This is a genomic window from Klebsiella sp. C239 (assembly GCF_048822715.1).
GTDB lineage: Bacteria > Pseudomonadota > Gammaproteobacteria > Enterobacterales > Enterobacteriaceae > Klebsiella > Klebsiella quasipneumoniae.
The window spans coordinates 679,936-696,037 of record NZ_JBMEZK010000002.1; the positions used below are offsets into that span (position 1 = coordinate 679,936).

Here is a 16,102-nt window from a genome sequence, read left to right on the forward strand (position 1 = left end):
ACATGAAATATTCATTAGGGCCGGTGCTTTACTACTGGCCAAAAGAGACGCTGGAAGATTTTTACCAGCAGGCGGCAAACTGCAGCGCCGACACCATTTATCTCGGCGAAGCGGTGTGCAGCAAACGCCGCGCCACCAAAGTCGGCGACTGGATCGAGATGGCGAAAGCGCTGGCCGGCAGCGGCAAGCAGGTGGTGCTGTCTACCCTCGCGCTGGTGCAGGCCTCCTCTGAACTGGGCGAGCTGAAGCGCTATGTCGATAACGGTGAGTTCCTGATTGAGGCCAGCGATTTGGGCGTGGTGAACCTCTGCGCCGAACGCAAGCTGCCGTTCGTCGCCGGGCATGCGCTGAACTGCTACAACGCCGTCACTCTGCGTCTGCTGCTTAAGCAAGGTATGGTGCGCTGGTGCATGCCGGTGGAGCTTTCCCGCGACTGGCTGGCTAATTTACTGACCCAGTGCGAAGAGCTGGGTATTCGCAATCAGTTTGAAGTCGAAGTGCTGAGCTACGGCCATCTGCCGCTGGCTTATTCCGCCCGCTGCTTTACCGCCCGCTCGGAAGATCGGCCAAAGGATGAGTGCGAGACCTGCTGCATCAAGTACCCAACCGGGCGCAGCATGCTGTCCCAGGAGAACCAGCAGGTGTTCGTGCTCAACGGTATCCAGACCATGAGCGGCTATGTCTACAACCTGGGCAATGAGCTGACGTCCATGCACGGCCTGGTGGATATGGTGCGCCTGTCGCCGATGGGCAACGAGACCTTCGCCATGCTCGACGCCTTCCGCGCCAATGAAAACGGCGCTGCGCCGCTGGCGCTCACCGGCAACAGCGATTGCAACGGCTACTGGAAACGGCTGCCTGGGCTGGCGCTGCAGGCCTGATAAACCGCTCACTTTGTTAACAGCAGTGCTCAGATTTTAATGCATTATTAAAGATGCAGCTTTTCTGGCTGGCGCGTCCTGGATGCGCCAGGCTGGAAGAAGACCTTCAATCTGATGACGATGCTGTAGCAAAGTGAGCCTTTATGACTGACAAATCTGTTCCGTTCTCGGTGCTCGATCTGGCGCCGATCCCGCAAGGATCTTCTGCTAAAGAAGCCTTTACACACTCTCTGGATCTCGCCCGGCTGGCCGAATCGCGCGGCTATCACCGCTACTGGCTGGCGGAGCACCACAATATGGCCGGCATTGCCAGCGCAGCGACCTCGGTGCTCATTGGCTATCTCGCGGCCAATACCACCACCCTGCATCTGGGGTCCGGTGGCGTGATGCTGCCCAACCACTCTCCGCTGGTGATTGCTGAGCAGTTCGGCACCCTGAATACCCTCTATCCCGGGCGTATCGATCTCGGCCTTGGCCGCGCGCCGGGCAGCGATCAGCCCACCATGCGCGCCCTGCGTCGCCATATGAGCGGCGATGTCGATAACTTCCCGCGCGATGTGGCGGAACTGGTGGACTGGTTTGACGCCCGCGATCCGAACCCGCACGTGCGCCCGGTTCCTGGCTATGGCGAACGAATTCCGGTGTGGCTGCTGGGCTCAAGCCTCTACAGCGCCCAGCTTGCGGCGCAGCTCGGCCTGCCGTTCGCATTCGCTTCGCACTTCGCGCCGGATATGCTGTTCCAGGCCCTGCACCTGTATCGCAGCAACTTTACGCCCTCAGCGCGGCTGGAAAAACCGTATGCCATGGTGTGCATTAATATCATCGCCGCCGACAGCAACCGCGATGCGGAGTTTCTCTTCACTTCCATGCAGCAGGCGTTTGTGAAGCTACGTCGCGGCGAAACCGGACAGCTGCCGCCGCCGGTGGAAAATATGCATCAGCTGTGGTCAGCGTCCGAGCAGTATGGCGTGCAGCAGGCGCTGCGCATGTCGCTGGTGGGTGATAAAACCAAAGTCCGCCACGGCCTGGAGTCGATTTTGCGGGAAACCGAGGCGGACGAAATCATGGTCAATGGCCAGATCTTCGACCACCAGGCGCGCCTGCATTCTTTCGATTTAGCGATGCAGGTGAAAGAGGAATTGTTGGGTTAATCAAAATCCAGGCCCGGTGGACGTCGCGCCACCGGGTAAGCCTCTTACTGGTAAACCGGCAGCAGATTAACGCTCGACAGAATGTGCACGACCGCATTGCCCAGGCCAAACAGCAGGATCAGCACAATCATCGGTGTTCCGCCCCATACGCGGAACTGTGGGCTGCCGAAGCGTTTACGCGAGGCGCGAGCCAGCAGCGCCGGTACAATCGCCGCCCAGATCGTCGCCGCCAGGCCAGCATAGCCGATGGCGTAGAGGAAGCCATCGGGTTTCACCAACCCGCCAATCATCGGCGGAATAAAGGTCAGCAGCGCAGTTTTAAAGCGCCCCAGCGCGCTGTCGTCAAAGCCAAACAGATCCGCCAGGTAGTCGAACAGCCCCAGCGTGACGCCAAGGAACGAGCTGGCGACGGCAAAGTTAGAGAACACCACCAGCAGCAGATCCAGGCTCCGGCTGTTCAGCACCCCGCTCAGGGCCTGCACCAGCACATCAATGTTGCCGCCCTTCTGCGCGATGTCGATAAACTGCGGGCGCGGGATATTGCCCATCGTCACCAGCAGCCAGACCACGTACAGACCCAGCGCCAGCAACGTACCGTAGGTTAAGCAGCGGATGATGGTACGTGGATCTTTTCCGTAGTATTTCATCAGGCTCGGCACGTTGCCGTGGTAGCCAAACGAGGCCAGGCAGAACGGCAGCGTCATCAGCAGGTATGGCGTATAGGAGGCGTTCTTTTCCGCGACGTTAAACAGCGTCGTCGGCTCGACGTGCCCCAGCAGACTGCCGAAGGTCAGGAAGAAAGTGATCACCTTGGCGCCAAGCACGATAGCCGTCATGCGGCTCACCGCTTTGGTGCTCATCCAGACGATAAATGCCACCAGCAGCGCAAAGCCAAAACCCGCCGCCCGCGCCGGTACGTTCAGCGACATCTCGCTAAACGTATGATGCAGTATCGAGCCGCTGGCTGAAATATAGGCGTAGGTCAGAATATACAGCACAAAGGCGATCGACACGCCGTTGACCAGGTTCCAGCCCTTACCGAGCAGATCTTTGGTAATGGTGTCGAAGCTGGAGCCGATCCGGTAGTTAAGGTTGGCCTCGAGGATCATCAGACCGGAGTGCAACATGCAGAACCAGGTGAAGACCAGCGCCGCCAGCGACCAGAAAAACCACGCGCCGGACATCACCACCGGCAGCGAGAACATGCCCGCGCCGATAATCGTGCCGCCGATGATCACCACGCCGCCAAACAGGGACGGACGGGTTGCCGTAGTGGTTAGTGTCGCCATTTACCGAAATCTCCAGTCAAAAATACTTTCCCACAATGGGTGTGACGCACTGTACCAGTACACGAGTACAAAAGAAATAAAAAAAGCCCCAATCAAGACGATCGGGGCTGTATTATTTAGTTTACGCTAGCGGGATGCGTTAATTACGCATCGCCACCGAAGCGACGGCGACCGGCAGAGTCATCGCGGCGCGGCGCGGATGCATCGTCACGACGCGGCGCACGGCCTTCACGACGCTCGCCGCTGAAACGACGACCATCACCACGACCACCTTCACGACGCTCGCCACCGAAGCCACGACCGCCTTCACGACGCTCACCGCCGAAGCTACGACCGCCTTCACGACGTTCACCGCCGCCACGACGTTCGGTGCGCGGCTGCGCATCGCCCAGCAGCTGCATGTTCATCGGCTTGTTCAGGATACGGGTACGAGTAAAGTGCTGCAGCACTTCGCCCGGCATCCCTTTCGGCAGTTCGATGGTGGAGTGAGAAGCGAACAGCTTGATGTTACCGATGTAACGGCTGCTGATATCGCCTTCGTTAGCGATCGCGCCAACGATATGACGTACTTCAACACCGTCATCGCGACCCACTTCAATGCGATACAGTTCCATATCGCCTACGTCACGACGCTCACGCTTCGGACGATCTTCGCGATCGCCACGCGGAGCGCGGTCGTTGCGGTCGCCACGACGCTCGAAGCGATCGTCACGGTCACGGAACTCACGACGCGGACGCATCGGCGCATCCGGCGGCACGATCAGCGAGCGTTCGCCCTGGGCCATTTTCAGCAGCGCAGCAGCCAGCGTTTCCACGTCCAGCTCTTCGCCTTCCGCCGTCGGCTGGATTTTCGCCAGCAGCGCACGGTACTGGTCCAGATCGCTGCTTTCCAGCTGCTGCTGGACCTTCGCGGCGAATTTTTCCAGACGACGTTTGCTCAGCAGCTCTGCGTTCGGCAGTTCAACTTCCGGAATGGTCAGCTTCATCGTACGTTCGATGTTGCGCAGCAGACGACGCTCGCGGTTCTCAACGAACAGCAGCGCGCGGCCGGCGCGGCCCGCACGGCCGGTACGGCCGATACGGTGAACGTAAGACTCGGAATCCATCGGGATGTCGTAGTTCACCACCAGGCTGATACGCTCAACGTCCAGACCACGGGCTGCAACGTCAGTCGCAATCAGGATATCCAGACGACCGTCTTTCAGACGCTCCAGGGTCTGCTCACGCAGCGCCTGGTTCATGTCGCCGTTCAGCGCCGCGCTGTTGTAGCCGTTACGCTCCAGCGCTTCAGCCACTTCCAGGGTCGCGTTTTTGGTACGGACGAAGATAATCGCCGCATCAAAATCTTCCGCTTCCAGGAAACGCACCAGCGCTTCGTTTTTACGCATGCCGTAGGCAGTCCAGTAGCTCTGGCTGATGTCCGGACGAGTCGTCACGCTGGACTGAATACGCACTTCCTGCGGCTCTTTCATAAAGCGGCGGGTAATGCGACGGATCGCTTCCGGCATGGTGGCGGAGAACAGCGCGGTCTGATGCCCTTCCGGGATCTGCGCCATAATGGTTTCTACGTCTTCGATAAAGCCCATGCGCAGCATTTCATCTGCTTCATCCAGTACCAGGCCGCTCAGTTTAGAGAGGTCCAGGGTGCCGCGCTTCAGGTGGTCCAGCAGACGACCCGGGGTACCGACTACGATCTGCGGACCCTGACGCAGGGCGCGCAGCTGCACGTCATAACGCTGGCCGCCGTACAGGGCAACCACGTTTACGCCGCGCATATGTTTAGAGAATTCCGTCATTGCTTCAGCAACCTGTACCGCCAGCTCGCGGGTCGGCGCCAGCACCAGGATCTGTGGTGCTCTCAGCTCAGGATCGATGTTGTTCAGCAGCGGTAAAGAGAACGCTGCGGTTTTACCGCTACCGGTCTGGGCCATACCCAGAACGTCGCGGCCGTCCAGCAGATGCGGAATGCACTCAGCCTGGATCGGAGATGGTTTTTCGTAACCCAGATCGGTAAGCGCTTCAAGGATAGGAGCCTTCAGGCCCAGATCTGCAAAAGTGGTTTCGAATTCAGCCATGTAGTACGTGTGCCTCAAAATTAATGGCGGCCAGTCTACATAACTCATCGTGAAAATTTACGGTAATTTTCATTGAAAAGTGTGAACCGGCTCAAAGTAGGTGTATTAACGAACAACAACGCCCTCACCCGCGAAGGTGATGGCAAGCAAAAAACTATGGGCTGATGTGTTCGTCAGCTATTGCTGGTCCGATTCTGCCAGGTCATCTTGCTCCTGGCCCAAGAGCGATAATTCCAACAATGCGTATCGGTGCTCAACGTAGTTATGTACGTTGTTGGCGACCGCCAGTTTGAACAGTGCTGTAGCGCTGTCCTTGTCCCCCAGACTTAGGTAGTACTTACCTAAATAGAAGTTGGTTTCACTGAGATGCTCAGCGAGCGAGGTGTTATCCGTTGCGTCTGCCTTCAGACGAGTCATCAGCTCTTTTTCGCTAATGTCGCCAAGGTAGAACTCGACAATGTTCCATCCCCATTGCTCTTTGTCCGACTTGTCTAAGCGCTCTCTGAGTGCTTCAAGCGCCCGCTTCTCGTCGAGTTTACGCTCGGCGATATAAAGCCACAGGCTACGGAAAGGATCATTGGGATCGTCTTGATAAAACGCCAGCAGATCATCTTGCGCTAACTTAGCCCGGCCGCCGTAATACAGGGCGATACCGCGGTTCAAGTGCGCGTAGTTGTAAGTTGGATCAAGCTCAAGTACAGAATCAAACGCTTCATAGGCAGCATCAAAATTGCCTGCCTGCGTTAAGTAAATGCCTAAGTAATTGAATACTTCAGGCATATCGGGTCGGATTGCCAGCGCTTGTGAAAAATCATTTCGCGCTAATGCCCTCAGACCGAGACTATCATACAACACTCCGCGCTCATATAAAAGCTGTGCGCGTTCGTCATCGGATAAAGCCCGACTGGCAAGAATTTGTTCCATACGTGCCAGAATCACTTCTTGCTGTAAAGTCGGTTGCAATGGTACTGCGAGGACGGCGTCCTTACGCCAGGCGGTGCTACTGCATCCTGCCAGCGTGAGAGCTGTCGCCACGAAACACCAGCGCAAAAAAGGCTTCATTTCCCACTCCCGAAGACAACGATTGGATGAACGTCCTGTTCCCCGGCTGCAAACGAGGCGTCCTGCCCGTAAAACGCCCTCCGCAAAAGCGGAGGGCTAACGGCAACCTTACTCGCCCTGCTCGGCAGCCGGAACTTCCGGCGCTGCGGCAGACGGAGTCTGTTCAGTTGCTTCTTTGATGCTCAGACGGACACGGCCCTGACGGTCAACTTCCAGAACCTTAACCGGTACTTCCTGACCCATCTGCAGGTAGTCAGTCACTTTCTCAACGCGCTTGTCGGCGATCTGCGAGATGTGAACCAGACCTTCTTTACCGCCGCCGATGGCAACGAACGCGCCAAAGTCAACGATACGGGTCACTTTACCATTGTAGATACGGCCAACTTCGATCTCAGCGGTGATCTCTTCGATACGACGGATAGCATGTTGTGCTTTGTCGCCGTCGGTCGCTGCGATCTTCACGGTACCGTCATCTTCGATTTCGATGGTGGTGCCGGTCTCTTCGGTCAGGGCACGGATAACAGAACCGCCTTTACCGATAACGTCTTTGATCTTGTCCGGGTTGATCTTGATGGTGTGGATACGCGGTGCGAATTCAGAGATGTCGCCGCGCGGCGCGTTAATCGCCTGCTCCATCACGCCCAGGATGTGCAGACGCGCACCTTTAGCCTGGTTCAATGCAACCTGCATGATTTCTTTGGTGATACCTTCAATTTTGATATCCATCTGCAGCGCAGAGATACCGTCGCGGGAACCCGCTACTTTGAAGTCCATATCGCCAAGGTGGTCTTCGTCACCGAGGATGTCAGACAGCACGACGAAGTTGTCGCCTTCTTTCACCAGGCCCATGGCGATACCCGCCACGGCGGCTTTCACCGGCACACCAGCGTCCATCAGCGCCAGAGAGGCACCACAGACGGAAGCCATGGAAGAAGAGCCGTTGGATTCGGTGATTTCAGACACCACGCGAACGGTGTACGGGAATTCGTCGATAGTCGGCATCACGGCCAGAACGCCGCGCTTAGCCAGACGACCGTGACCGATTTCACGACGCTTCGGAGACCCCACCATGCCAGTTTCGCCTACGGAGTACGGAGGGAAGTTGTAGTGGAACAGGAAGGAGTCGGTACGCTCGCCCATCAGTTCGTCGATGTTCTGCGCATCGCGTGCGGTACCCAGAGTCGCGGTAACCAGCGCCTGCGTTTCGCCACGGGTGAACAGTGCGGAACCGTGAGTACGCGGCAGAACGCCGGTACGAACGTCCAGACCACGGATCATATCTTTTTCGCGGCCATCGATACGCGGCTCACCGGCCAGCACGCGGCTACGAACCACGTTTTTCTCGATAGCGTGCAGGATTTCACCCAGTTCGTTAGCGTCCAGGGTTTCATCTTCTGCAACCAGCGTAGCGATGGTTTCAGATTTGATCACATCAACCTGAGCGTAACGCTCTTGTTTGTCGGTGATACGGTAAGCATCGCTCAGGCGGGATTCAGCCAGCGCAGCCACGCGCGCGTTCAGCGCTTCGTTGACGGCTTCCGGCTGCCAGTCCCAACGCGGTTTACCGGCTTCTTTCACCAGGTCGTTGATGTTCTGAATAACAATCTGCTGCTGCTCGTGGCCAAAGACCACCGCGCCCAGCATCTGGTCTTCGCTCAACAGTTCCGCTTCGGATTCCACCATCAGCACGGCCGCTTCGGTACCGGCAACCACCAGATCCAGTTTGCTGGACTTCAGCTCTTCCTGGGTTGGGTTCAGTACGTACTGGTCGTTGATGTAACCCACGCGCGCGGCGCCGATTGGGCCATTGAACGGAATACCAGACAGGGACAGCGCTGCGGAAGCGCCGATCATCGCGACGATATCCGGGTTAACCTGCGGGTTAACGGAAACCACGGTGGCGATAACCTGAACTTCGTTAACGAAGCCTTCCGGGAACAGCGGGCGAACCGGGCGGTCAATCAGACGCGCGATCAGGGTTTCGCCTTCGCTTGGGCGGCCTTCACGACGGAAGAAACCACCCGGGATTTTACCGGCAGCGTAGGTACGCTCCTGGTAGTTAACCGTCAGCGGGAAAAAGTCCTGGCCTGGCTTCGCTTTTTTCTGGCCCACAACGGTCACGAATACCGCAGTGTCATCCATGCTAACCATCACAGCGGCCGTTGCCTGGCGCGCCATCATGCCGGTTTCCAGGGTCACGGTATGCTGGCCGTACTGGAATTTACGAACGATCGGATTAAGCAAAATTCTATCCTTTTTATCTATAAATCACGCCATATCTACGACATAGCGTCTATTGACCCGATCCTCTGCATCCTCGCGACTAATGACAACCTTTACCCGCCCCTGCGGATGAAGCCTCTCATTAGCCGCGCGAACCTCTGCATGAAGATCATTACTAGCAACAATACATGAGTTTTGAATGAATTGCTGCCGCCCGGTCGAAAAAAGGGGCCGTCAGGCCCCTTTTTCTGAAACTCGCAGAATTAGCGACGCAGACCCAGACGCTCGATCAGCGCAGAGTAACGTGCAACATCTTTACGTTTCAGGTAGTCGAGCAGTTTACGACGCTGAGAAACCATGCGCAGCAGACCACGACGGCTGTGGTGATCTTTTTTGTGCTCTGCAAAGTGGCCCTGCAGGTGGTTGATCTGTGCAGTCAGCAGTGCAACCTGAACTTCGGTAGAACCGCTGTCGTTTTCGCCACGACCAAACTCAGAAACGATTTTTGCTTTAGCTTCAACGCTTAGAGACATTTTAGAACTCCAAAATTAAAAGAAAGAAAGGGTGCCGATCTCTAATTCAGCGACCCCTGATGCAACGCCCGAAAATGTTAAAACACTTTAGCGGACGTTAAGCGGCGATATTCTACTCGTAGCAGGCTTTTATCGCAAGAAAAGCGCTTACGCCGGGTATTCCACCACCAGACGACGCGGCGCCACGCGGCCTTCATCGTCAATTTCGCCCATGCCGAGAAACTTGCCGGATTCGCTTTCCATCACCCGCACCAGCCCGTTAAGCGGCGCGCCTGACTGACGTACCGGGTTGCCGTTTTTAAAGTAGACCGCGGAGGTCTCCGGGATCGTCACCAGCGGATAGTCCGACGCCGGGCTGTCCATGGGCATCAGCAGCGGATCGAGCAGCTGCGCGGCAGGAATATCCTGCGCCGCCGCCTGATCGACCAGCGCCTGCAGCTGCTCGAGGGTCACCATCCGCTCAACCGGGTATTTGCTCACCGCCAGGCGACGCAGGAAAATCACGTGCGCGCCGCAGCCGAGCTTCTCACCTAAATCATCGATAATCGTCCGGATGTAGGTGCCCTTCGAACAATGGATCTCCAGCTCCAGTTCATCGCCTTCATGGCGAATAAACAGCAGCTCATAAACGGTAATCGGCCGAGCTTCACGCGGGACCTCAATCCCCTGACGGGCATATTCGTACAGCTTCTTGCCCTGATATTTCAGCGCCGAATACATCGACGGCACCTGCTGCGTCTCGCCGCGGAAGCTGTCCAGCGCCGCCGCCAGCTGTTCGTCGCTAAAGGTCAGCGGGCGCTCTTCCACCACCTGGCCATCGGCATCGGAGGTATCGGTGCGCTGGCCAAGTTTAGCTATCACGCGGTAGCGCTTATCGGAGTCCAGCAGGTATTGGGAAAACTTGGTCGCTTCGCCAAGGCAGATCGGCAGCATACCGGTCGCCAGCGGATCCAGCGCGCCGGTGTGTCCGGCGCGGTTGGCGTTATATATACGCTTTACTTTCTGCAGCACATCGTTGCTGGAGGCGCCCTGAGGCTTATCCAGCAGCAATACGCCGTGCACGTCGCGGCCGCGACGACGAGGACGACTCATCAGTCCTCCTTGCTGTCGTCCGGGTTCACACGACGCTCATCGTCGTGTTTCACCACGCTGGTGACCAGGTTGGACATACGCATCCCTTCCACCAGTGAGTTGTCGTAGAAGAAGGTCAGCTCCGGCACGATGCGCAGGCGCATCGCTTTCCCCAGCAGAGAGCGGATAAAGCCAGAGGCTTCCTGCAGCGCTTTGATGCCCGCTTTCACCGCGGCTTCATCTTTGTCGTTGAGGAAGGTGACATACACCTTGGCATAGGCCAGGTCACGGGACATTTCCACCCCGGAAACGGTGGTCATCATGCCCAGACGCGGATCTTTGATTTCACGCTGCAGGATGATAGCAATCTCTTTTTGCATCTCCTGGGCCACGCGCTGCGGGCGACCAAATTCTTTCGCCATAATAAATTCTCCAGAATAAAGACAAAAAAGGGGCCTAAAGCCCCTTTTTAAAATGATTGCCGGGTGGCGCTTCGCTTCCCCGGCGGCTTAGCCATCCGATGATTAATCGATGCTACGCTGGATTTCGATGATTTCGAACACTTCGATCATATCGCCAACGCGAACGTCGTTGTAGTTCTTCACACCGATACCACATTCCATGCCGTTACGGACTTCGTTAACGTCATCTTTGAAGCGGCGCAGGGATTCCAGCTCGCCTTCATAGATAACCACGTTGTCACGCAGCACGCGGATTGGGTTGTGACGTTTGATCGTCCCTTCGGTAACCATACAGCCCGCGATGGCGCCGAATTTCGGCGATTTAAAGACATCACGCACTTCAGCCAGACCGATGATCTGCTGTTTCAGTTCCGGAGACAGCATGCCGCTCATCGCCGCTTTCACTTCGTCGATCAGGTTATAGATGACGGAGTAGTAACGCAGATCCAAGCTTTCCGCTTCGATAACTTTACGCGCAGAGGCATCGGCACGAACGTTGAAGCCAACCAGAATCGCGTTGGATGCTGCAGCCAGGGTGGCGTCGGTTTCGGTGATACCACCTACGCCGGAACCGATGATCTTCACTTTCACTTCGTCGGTAGACAGTTTCAGTAAGGAATCGGAAATCGCCTCGACAGAACCCTGTACGTCCGCTTTCAGCACGATGTTCACTTCGTGAACTTCGCCTTCGGTCATGTTAGCGAACATGTTTTCCAGTTTAGATTTCTGCTGACGCGCCAGCTTAACTTCACGGAATTTGCCCTGACGATACAGCGCCACTTCACGCGCTTTTTTCTCGTCACGAACCACGGTCACTTCATCACCGGCAGCCGGCACACCGGACAGGCCGAGGATTTCCACCGGAATAGACGGACCCGCTTCCAGCACTTCGCGACCCAGTTCGTCACGCATCGCACGCACACGACCGTATTCGAAGCCGCACAGAACGATATCGCCCTTGTGCAGCGTACCTTCGCGAACCAGAACGGTAGCGACCGGACCACGACCTTTATCAAGGAAGGATTCGATCACCGCGCCGCTCGCCATCCCGTTACGGACCGCTTTCAGCTCGAGAACTTCAGCCTGCAGCAGGATCGCGTCCAGCAGGTCGTCGATACCGGTACCGGCTTTCGCGGAGACGTGGACGAACTGGCTCTCGCCGCCCCACTCTTCCGGCAGGATGCCGTACTGGGACAGTTCGTTCTTCACACGGTCCGGATCGGCTTCAGGCTTATCGATCTTGTTCACCGCAACCACCACCGGCACCTGCGCCGCTTTGGCGTGCTGGATAGCTTCGATAGTCTGCGGCATCACGCCGTCGTCTGCCGCCACCACCAGAACCACGATGTCCGTCGCCTGCGCACCACGAGCACGCATGGAGGTAAACGCGGCGTGGCCCGGGGTATCCAGGAAGGTGATCATGCCGTTGTCGGTTTCTACATGGTAAGCACCGATGTGCTGGGTAATACCACCCGCTTCGCCGGAGGCAACCTTAGTGGAACGAATGTAGTCCAGCAGCGAGGTTTTACCGTGGTCAACGTGACCCATGATGGTCACAACCGGTGCGCGCGGTTCAGCCGCCGCGCCGGTGTCACGGTCGCTCATTACCGCTTCTTCCAGCTCGTTTTCACGACGCAGGATAACTTTGTGGCCCATCTCTTCGGCAACCAGCTGTGCGGTTTCCTGGTCGATGACCTGGTTGATGGTCGCCATGGCGCCCAGCTTCATCATCGCTTTGATGACCTGCGAACCTTTCACCGCCATCTTGTTAGCCAGTTCGCCAACGGTGATGGTTTCGCCGATCACGACGTCACGGTTAACGGCCTGCGCCGGCTTCTGGAAGCCCTGCTGCAGAGCGGAACCTTTACGGTGCTTACCGCCTTTGCCGCCGCGAACGGCCGCACGGGCTTCTTCACGATCGGCTTTAGATTCAGCGTGTTTGTTGCCTTTCTTCGCCGGACGCGCCGCTTTGCTGCTACGGCTGCGGCTGCGGCCGCCTTCGACTTCACGATCGTTATCATCTTCAGCCTGACGTGCATGCTGTGACGTGGTGACGTGATAGTCGCTGGTGTCTTCCGGGCTGTCTGAAGTTTCAGACCAATTTTTTTCGTTTTCTTCTGCCATACGGCGTGCTTCTTCCGCTACACGGCGCGCTTCTTCTTCAAGTTTGCGGCGTGCTTCTTCTTCCGATTTGCGCTTCAGTTCCGCGGCTTCGTTCTCGCGACGGATCTTTTCAGCCTGGGCGGTTTTGGTCATTTCGTCGGTATGTTGATTGCTCACTTTGTCTTTTTCCGCAGCTTCACGTTTCGCTTTATCAGCGACTTCACGTTTCGCTTTATCAGCGACTTCACGTTTAGCTTGTTCTGCGGCCTCACGTTCAGCTTTTAATTGCGCCTCGCGTTTCGCTGCTTCTTCAGCTTCACGACGGGCCTGCTCTTCCGCTTCACGCTGCGCCTGCTCTTCCGCGGCCAGGCGTTCAGCCTCTTGCGGATCGCGTTTCACAAAGGTGCGTTTCTTGCGGACTTCGATTTGTACCGATTTACTCTTTCCACCGGTACCTGGAATATTCAACGTACTGCGCGTCTTACGCTGTAACGTCAGCTTGTCTGGCGCCGAACCGTGCTCACGGTTCAGGTGCGTCAACAAAGTTTGTTTCTCTTGCGAGGTCACAGAATCATCAGCCGTTTTGCGGATGCCTGCGTCAGCAAATTGCTGTATCAGGCGATCCACAGAGGTCTGAATCTCTGAGGCCAGCGCTTTAATAGTCACATCTGTCATGCTGTTCCTTCCTGCTACAGTTTATTACGCTTCGTCGCCGAACCAACAAATGTTGCGAGCGGCCATGATGAGCTCGCCAGCTTTCTCGTCGGTCATCCCTTCGATATCAGCCAGGTCATCAACGCCCTGCTCGGCGAGATCTTCCAGCGTACAAACACCACGGGCAGCCAGTTTGAATGCCAGGGCACGATCCAGACCTTCGAGATTCAACAGATCATCGGCAGGTTTGTTATCTCCCAGGCTTTCTTCCTGAGCCAGCGCCAGCGTAGTCAGTGCGTTTTTCGCACGCTCACGAAGTGCTTCAACGGTGGCTTCATCCAGACCGTCGATTTCCAGCAGTTCTTTCATCGGCACATAGGCCAGCTCTTCCAGTGAGGAGAAGCCTTCTTCAACCAGCACTGTCGCGAAATCTTCATCAATATCGAGATATTTGGTGAAGGTATCGATAGCGGCATGCGCTTCCGCCTGGTGCTTAGCCTGCAGATCGTCAACGGTCATCACGTTGAGTTCCCAGCCGCTAAGCTGCGAGGCCAGGCGGACGTTCTGACCGTTACGGCCAATCGCCTGCGCCAGGTTGCCCGCTTCTACCGCGATATCCATGGTGTGTTTATCTTCATCCACCACGATGGACGCGACGTCTGCCGGCGCCATAGCGTTAATCACGAACTGCGCCGGGTTATCATCCCAGAGGACGATATCGATACGCTCGCCGCCCAGCTCGGTGGATACCGCCTGCACGCGCGCGCCGCGCATACCGACGCAAGCGCCAACCGGGTCGATACGCTTGTCGTTGGTTTTCACCGCGATTTTGGCACGAGAGCCCGGATCGCGAGCTGCCGCTTTGATCTCCAGCACTTCTTCACCGATTTCCGGCACTTCGATGCGGAACAGTTCGATCAGCATCTCAGGTTTGGAACGGGTCACGAACAGCTGGGCGCCACGCGCTTCCGGACGGACGGCGTACAATACGCCGCGAATGCGGTCGCCCGGACGGAAGTTTTCACGCGGCAGCATATCTTCACGCAGGATCACGGCTTCAGCGTTGTTGCCCAGATCCAGAGTGATGTTGTCGCGGTTCACTTTTTTCACCACGCCGGTGATGATCTCACCTTCGTGCTCGCGGAACTGATCGACCACCATCGCGCGCTCGGCTTCGCGAACTTTCTGCACGATAACCTGTTTAGCGGTCTGGGTGGTGATGCGGTCGAAGGTGACAGATTCAATCTGATCTTCGACGTAGTCGCCGACGTTCATGCTTTCATCTTCGAAACGCGCGGCTTCCAGCGTGATCTCGCGCGTCGGCTGGGTGACTTCTTCTACAACCAGCCAGCGACGGAAAGTGTCGAAATCGCCGCTCTTACGGTCGATTTCAACGCGAACGTCGATCTCTTGTTCGTATTTTTTCTTGGTGGCCGTTGCCAGCGCGCTTTCCAGCGCTTCGAAAATTTTCTCACGCGGCAGCGCTTTTTCGTTGGAAACGGCTTCAACAACAGCCAAAATTTCTTTGTTCATCGGGGCCTTTCACCTCAATCCAGACTGTTAAAAGTGGGGAACCAGGTTCGCCTTCTGGATGTTACTCAGCGCGAACACTTCATCTTTGCCTTCGACGGTTACCGTGATCATTTCACCGTCTACCGCTTTGATAATGCCCTGCCATTTGCGACGGTTCTGAACCGCCATGCGCAGCACCAGCGCAACTTCTTCGCCAGTGAAACGTTGATAGTGTTCGGCGGTGAACATCGGACGGTCGAGACCAGGCGAAGAGACTTCCAGGTTGTAAGCGACAGTGATCGGGTCTTCGACATCCATGACGGCGCTTACCTGGTGGCTCACATCAGCACAATCATCAACGTTGATGCCATCTTCACTATCAATATAGATGCGCAGTGTGGATGTGCGACCGCGAATAAATTCGATGCCGACCAGCTCAAAGCCAAGCGCTTCAACCGGCGCAGTGAGCATCTCTGTCAATTTTTGCTCTAATGTGGACAAACCCACCCCCAAGACATAAAAAAAGGGCGTATAGCCCAGTTATTCTGAAGTCAGATAACAAAAAACCCCGATAAATCGGGGCTTTAGATAACTGAACCCTGAGATCGCCATGGCGATCTGGAACACCTTCCGCAAGAATTCTTTCAAATTCGGCTACGAAGGACACCTAGTCCTCACAGTATATTTGAAAAAGTACTTAATGGGAAAGTGGTTGCGGGGGCCGGATTTGAACCGACGACCTTCGGGTTATGAGCCCGACGAGCTACCAGGCTGCTCCACCCCGCGCCTGAAACGTGGCATATTTTACTCTTTTTGAGCAAAAGACGCAAATACTGCTGGGATTTGGTACCGAAGACGGGACATAAAATCGGGATGAATTGTAACGACAATTAGTATATTTTGTCAACATGCATTTTATCGCCCCCGATTGCCGTTTGTGCTGGTATTTCAGGCTTTTTTAGCAAAAAGATGATGAAGCCCTTCCTGTCACCAGTAAAAGATGGTTAAATGAATACTCACAATTAATGCATAAAAATGCAGTTAAGGTTGTTGAGTCGAACTCACCACAGTCTATCGAGCAGGGTTT

The 16,102-nt window shown here is 56.2% G+C and carries 13 protein-coding genes and 1 tRNA gene; 2 read left to right on the forward strand and 12 right to left on the reverse strand.

Going from position 1 to position 16,102, the window contains the following annotated elements; translation table 11 throughout:
- Window positions 1-2 precede the first annotated feature (2 nt).
- The gene (locus ACOI6Z_RS08520) at window positions 3-881 is read left to right on the forward strand and encodes a U32 family peptidase (protein ID WP_023291112.1); all 879 of its coding nucleotides are present in this window, start codon (window positions 3-5) and stop codon (window positions 879-881) included.
- A 143-nt stretch (window positions 882-1,024) separates the two neighbouring features.
- On the forward strand, window positions 1,025-2,032 hold the full coding sequence (locus tag ACOI6Z_RS08525) for a luciferase-like monooxygenase (RefSeq protein ID WP_065812774.1): 1,008 nt from the start codon (window positions 1,025-1,027) through the stop codon (window positions 2,030-2,032).
- Window positions 2,033-2,076: 44 nt separating this feature from the next.
- Here ACOI6Z_RS08525 and mtr read toward each other — a convergent pair whose 3' ends face one another.
- From mtr to ACOI6Z_RS08585, 12 genes are all read right to left on the reverse strand, one after another.
- Window positions 2,077-3,321, reverse strand: a complete 1,245-nt coding sequence (gene mtr / locus ACOI6Z_RS08530) for a tryptophan permease (protein ID WP_049014784.1) — start codon at window positions 3,319-3,321, stop codon at window positions 2,077-2,079.
- A gap of 143 nt (window positions 3,322-3,464) precedes the next feature.
- Complete coding sequence (gene deaD, locus ACOI6Z_RS08535) at window positions 3,465-5,396, reverse strand: ATP-dependent RNA helicase DeaD (RefSeq protein WP_023291114.1); 1,932 nt, start codon at window positions 5,394-5,396, stop codon at window positions 3,465-3,467.
- The gene (gene yrbN / locus ACOI6Z_RS08540) at window positions 5,389-5,469 is read right to left on the reverse strand and encodes a protein YrbN (RefSeq protein ID WP_085903200.1); all 81 of its coding nucleotides are present in this window, start codon (window positions 5,467-5,469) and stop codon (window positions 5,389-5,391) included. The genes deaD and yrbN overlap by 8 nt, the downstream gene beginning before the upstream one ends.
- A gap of 104 nt (window positions 5,470-5,573) precedes the next feature.
- Window positions 5,574-6,458, reverse strand: coding sequence for a lipoprotein NlpI (nlpI, locus tag ACOI6Z_RS08545; RefSeq protein WP_004206169.1), 885 nt, complete (start codon window positions 6,456-6,458; stop codon window positions 5,574-5,576).
- 108 nt (window positions 6,459-6,566) lie between these two features.
- The gene (gene pnp, locus ACOI6Z_RS08550) at window positions 6,567-8,702 is read right to left on the reverse strand and encodes a polyribonucleotide nucleotidyltransferase (RefSeq protein ID WP_023291115.1); all 2,136 of its coding nucleotides are present in this window, start codon (window positions 8,700-8,702) and stop codon (window positions 6,567-6,569) included.
- A gap of 242 nt (window positions 8,703-8,944) precedes the next feature.
- On the reverse strand, window positions 8,945-9,214 hold the full coding sequence (gene rpsO / locus ACOI6Z_RS08555) for a 30S ribosomal protein S15 (RefSeq protein WP_002918244.1): 270 nt from the start codon (window positions 9,212-9,214) through the stop codon (window positions 8,945-8,947).
- Between the two features lie 147 nt (window positions 9,215-9,361).
- Window positions 9,362-10,306, reverse strand: coding sequence for a tRNA pseudouridine(55) synthase TruB (gene truB, locus ACOI6Z_RS08560; RefSeq protein ID WP_023291116.1), 945 nt, complete (start codon window positions 10,304-10,306; stop codon window positions 9,362-9,364).
- Complete coding sequence (gene rbfA, locus ACOI6Z_RS08565) at window positions 10,306-10,707, reverse strand: 30S ribosome-binding factor RbfA (RefSeq protein WP_002918248.1); 402 nt, start codon at window positions 10,705-10,707, stop codon at window positions 10,306-10,308. The genes truB and rbfA overlap by 1 nt, the downstream gene beginning before the upstream one ends.
- A gap of 102 nt (window positions 10,708-10,809) precedes the next feature.
- Complete coding sequence (gene infB, locus ACOI6Z_RS08570) at window positions 10,810-13,524, reverse strand: translation initiation factor IF-2 (RefSeq protein ID WP_065812775.1); 2,715 nt, start codon at window positions 13,522-13,524, stop codon at window positions 10,810-10,812.
- Between the two features lie 24 nt (window positions 13,525-13,548).
- Complete coding sequence (gene nusA, locus ACOI6Z_RS08575) at window positions 13,549-15,036, reverse strand: transcription termination factor NusA (RefSeq protein ID WP_002918252.1); 1,488 nt, start codon at window positions 15,034-15,036, stop codon at window positions 13,549-13,551.
- 27 nt (window positions 15,037-15,063) lie between these two features.
- The gene (gene rimP / locus ACOI6Z_RS08580) at window positions 15,064-15,516 is read right to left on the reverse strand and encodes a ribosome maturation factor RimP (RefSeq protein WP_002918364.1); all 453 of its coding nucleotides are present in this window, start codon (window positions 15,514-15,516) and stop codon (window positions 15,064-15,066) included.
- Window positions 15,517-15,724: 208 nt separating this feature from the next.
- Window positions 15,725-15,801 (reverse strand) — tRNA-Met (locus ACOI6Z_RS08585).
- Window positions 15,802-16,102 lie beyond the last annotated feature (301 nt).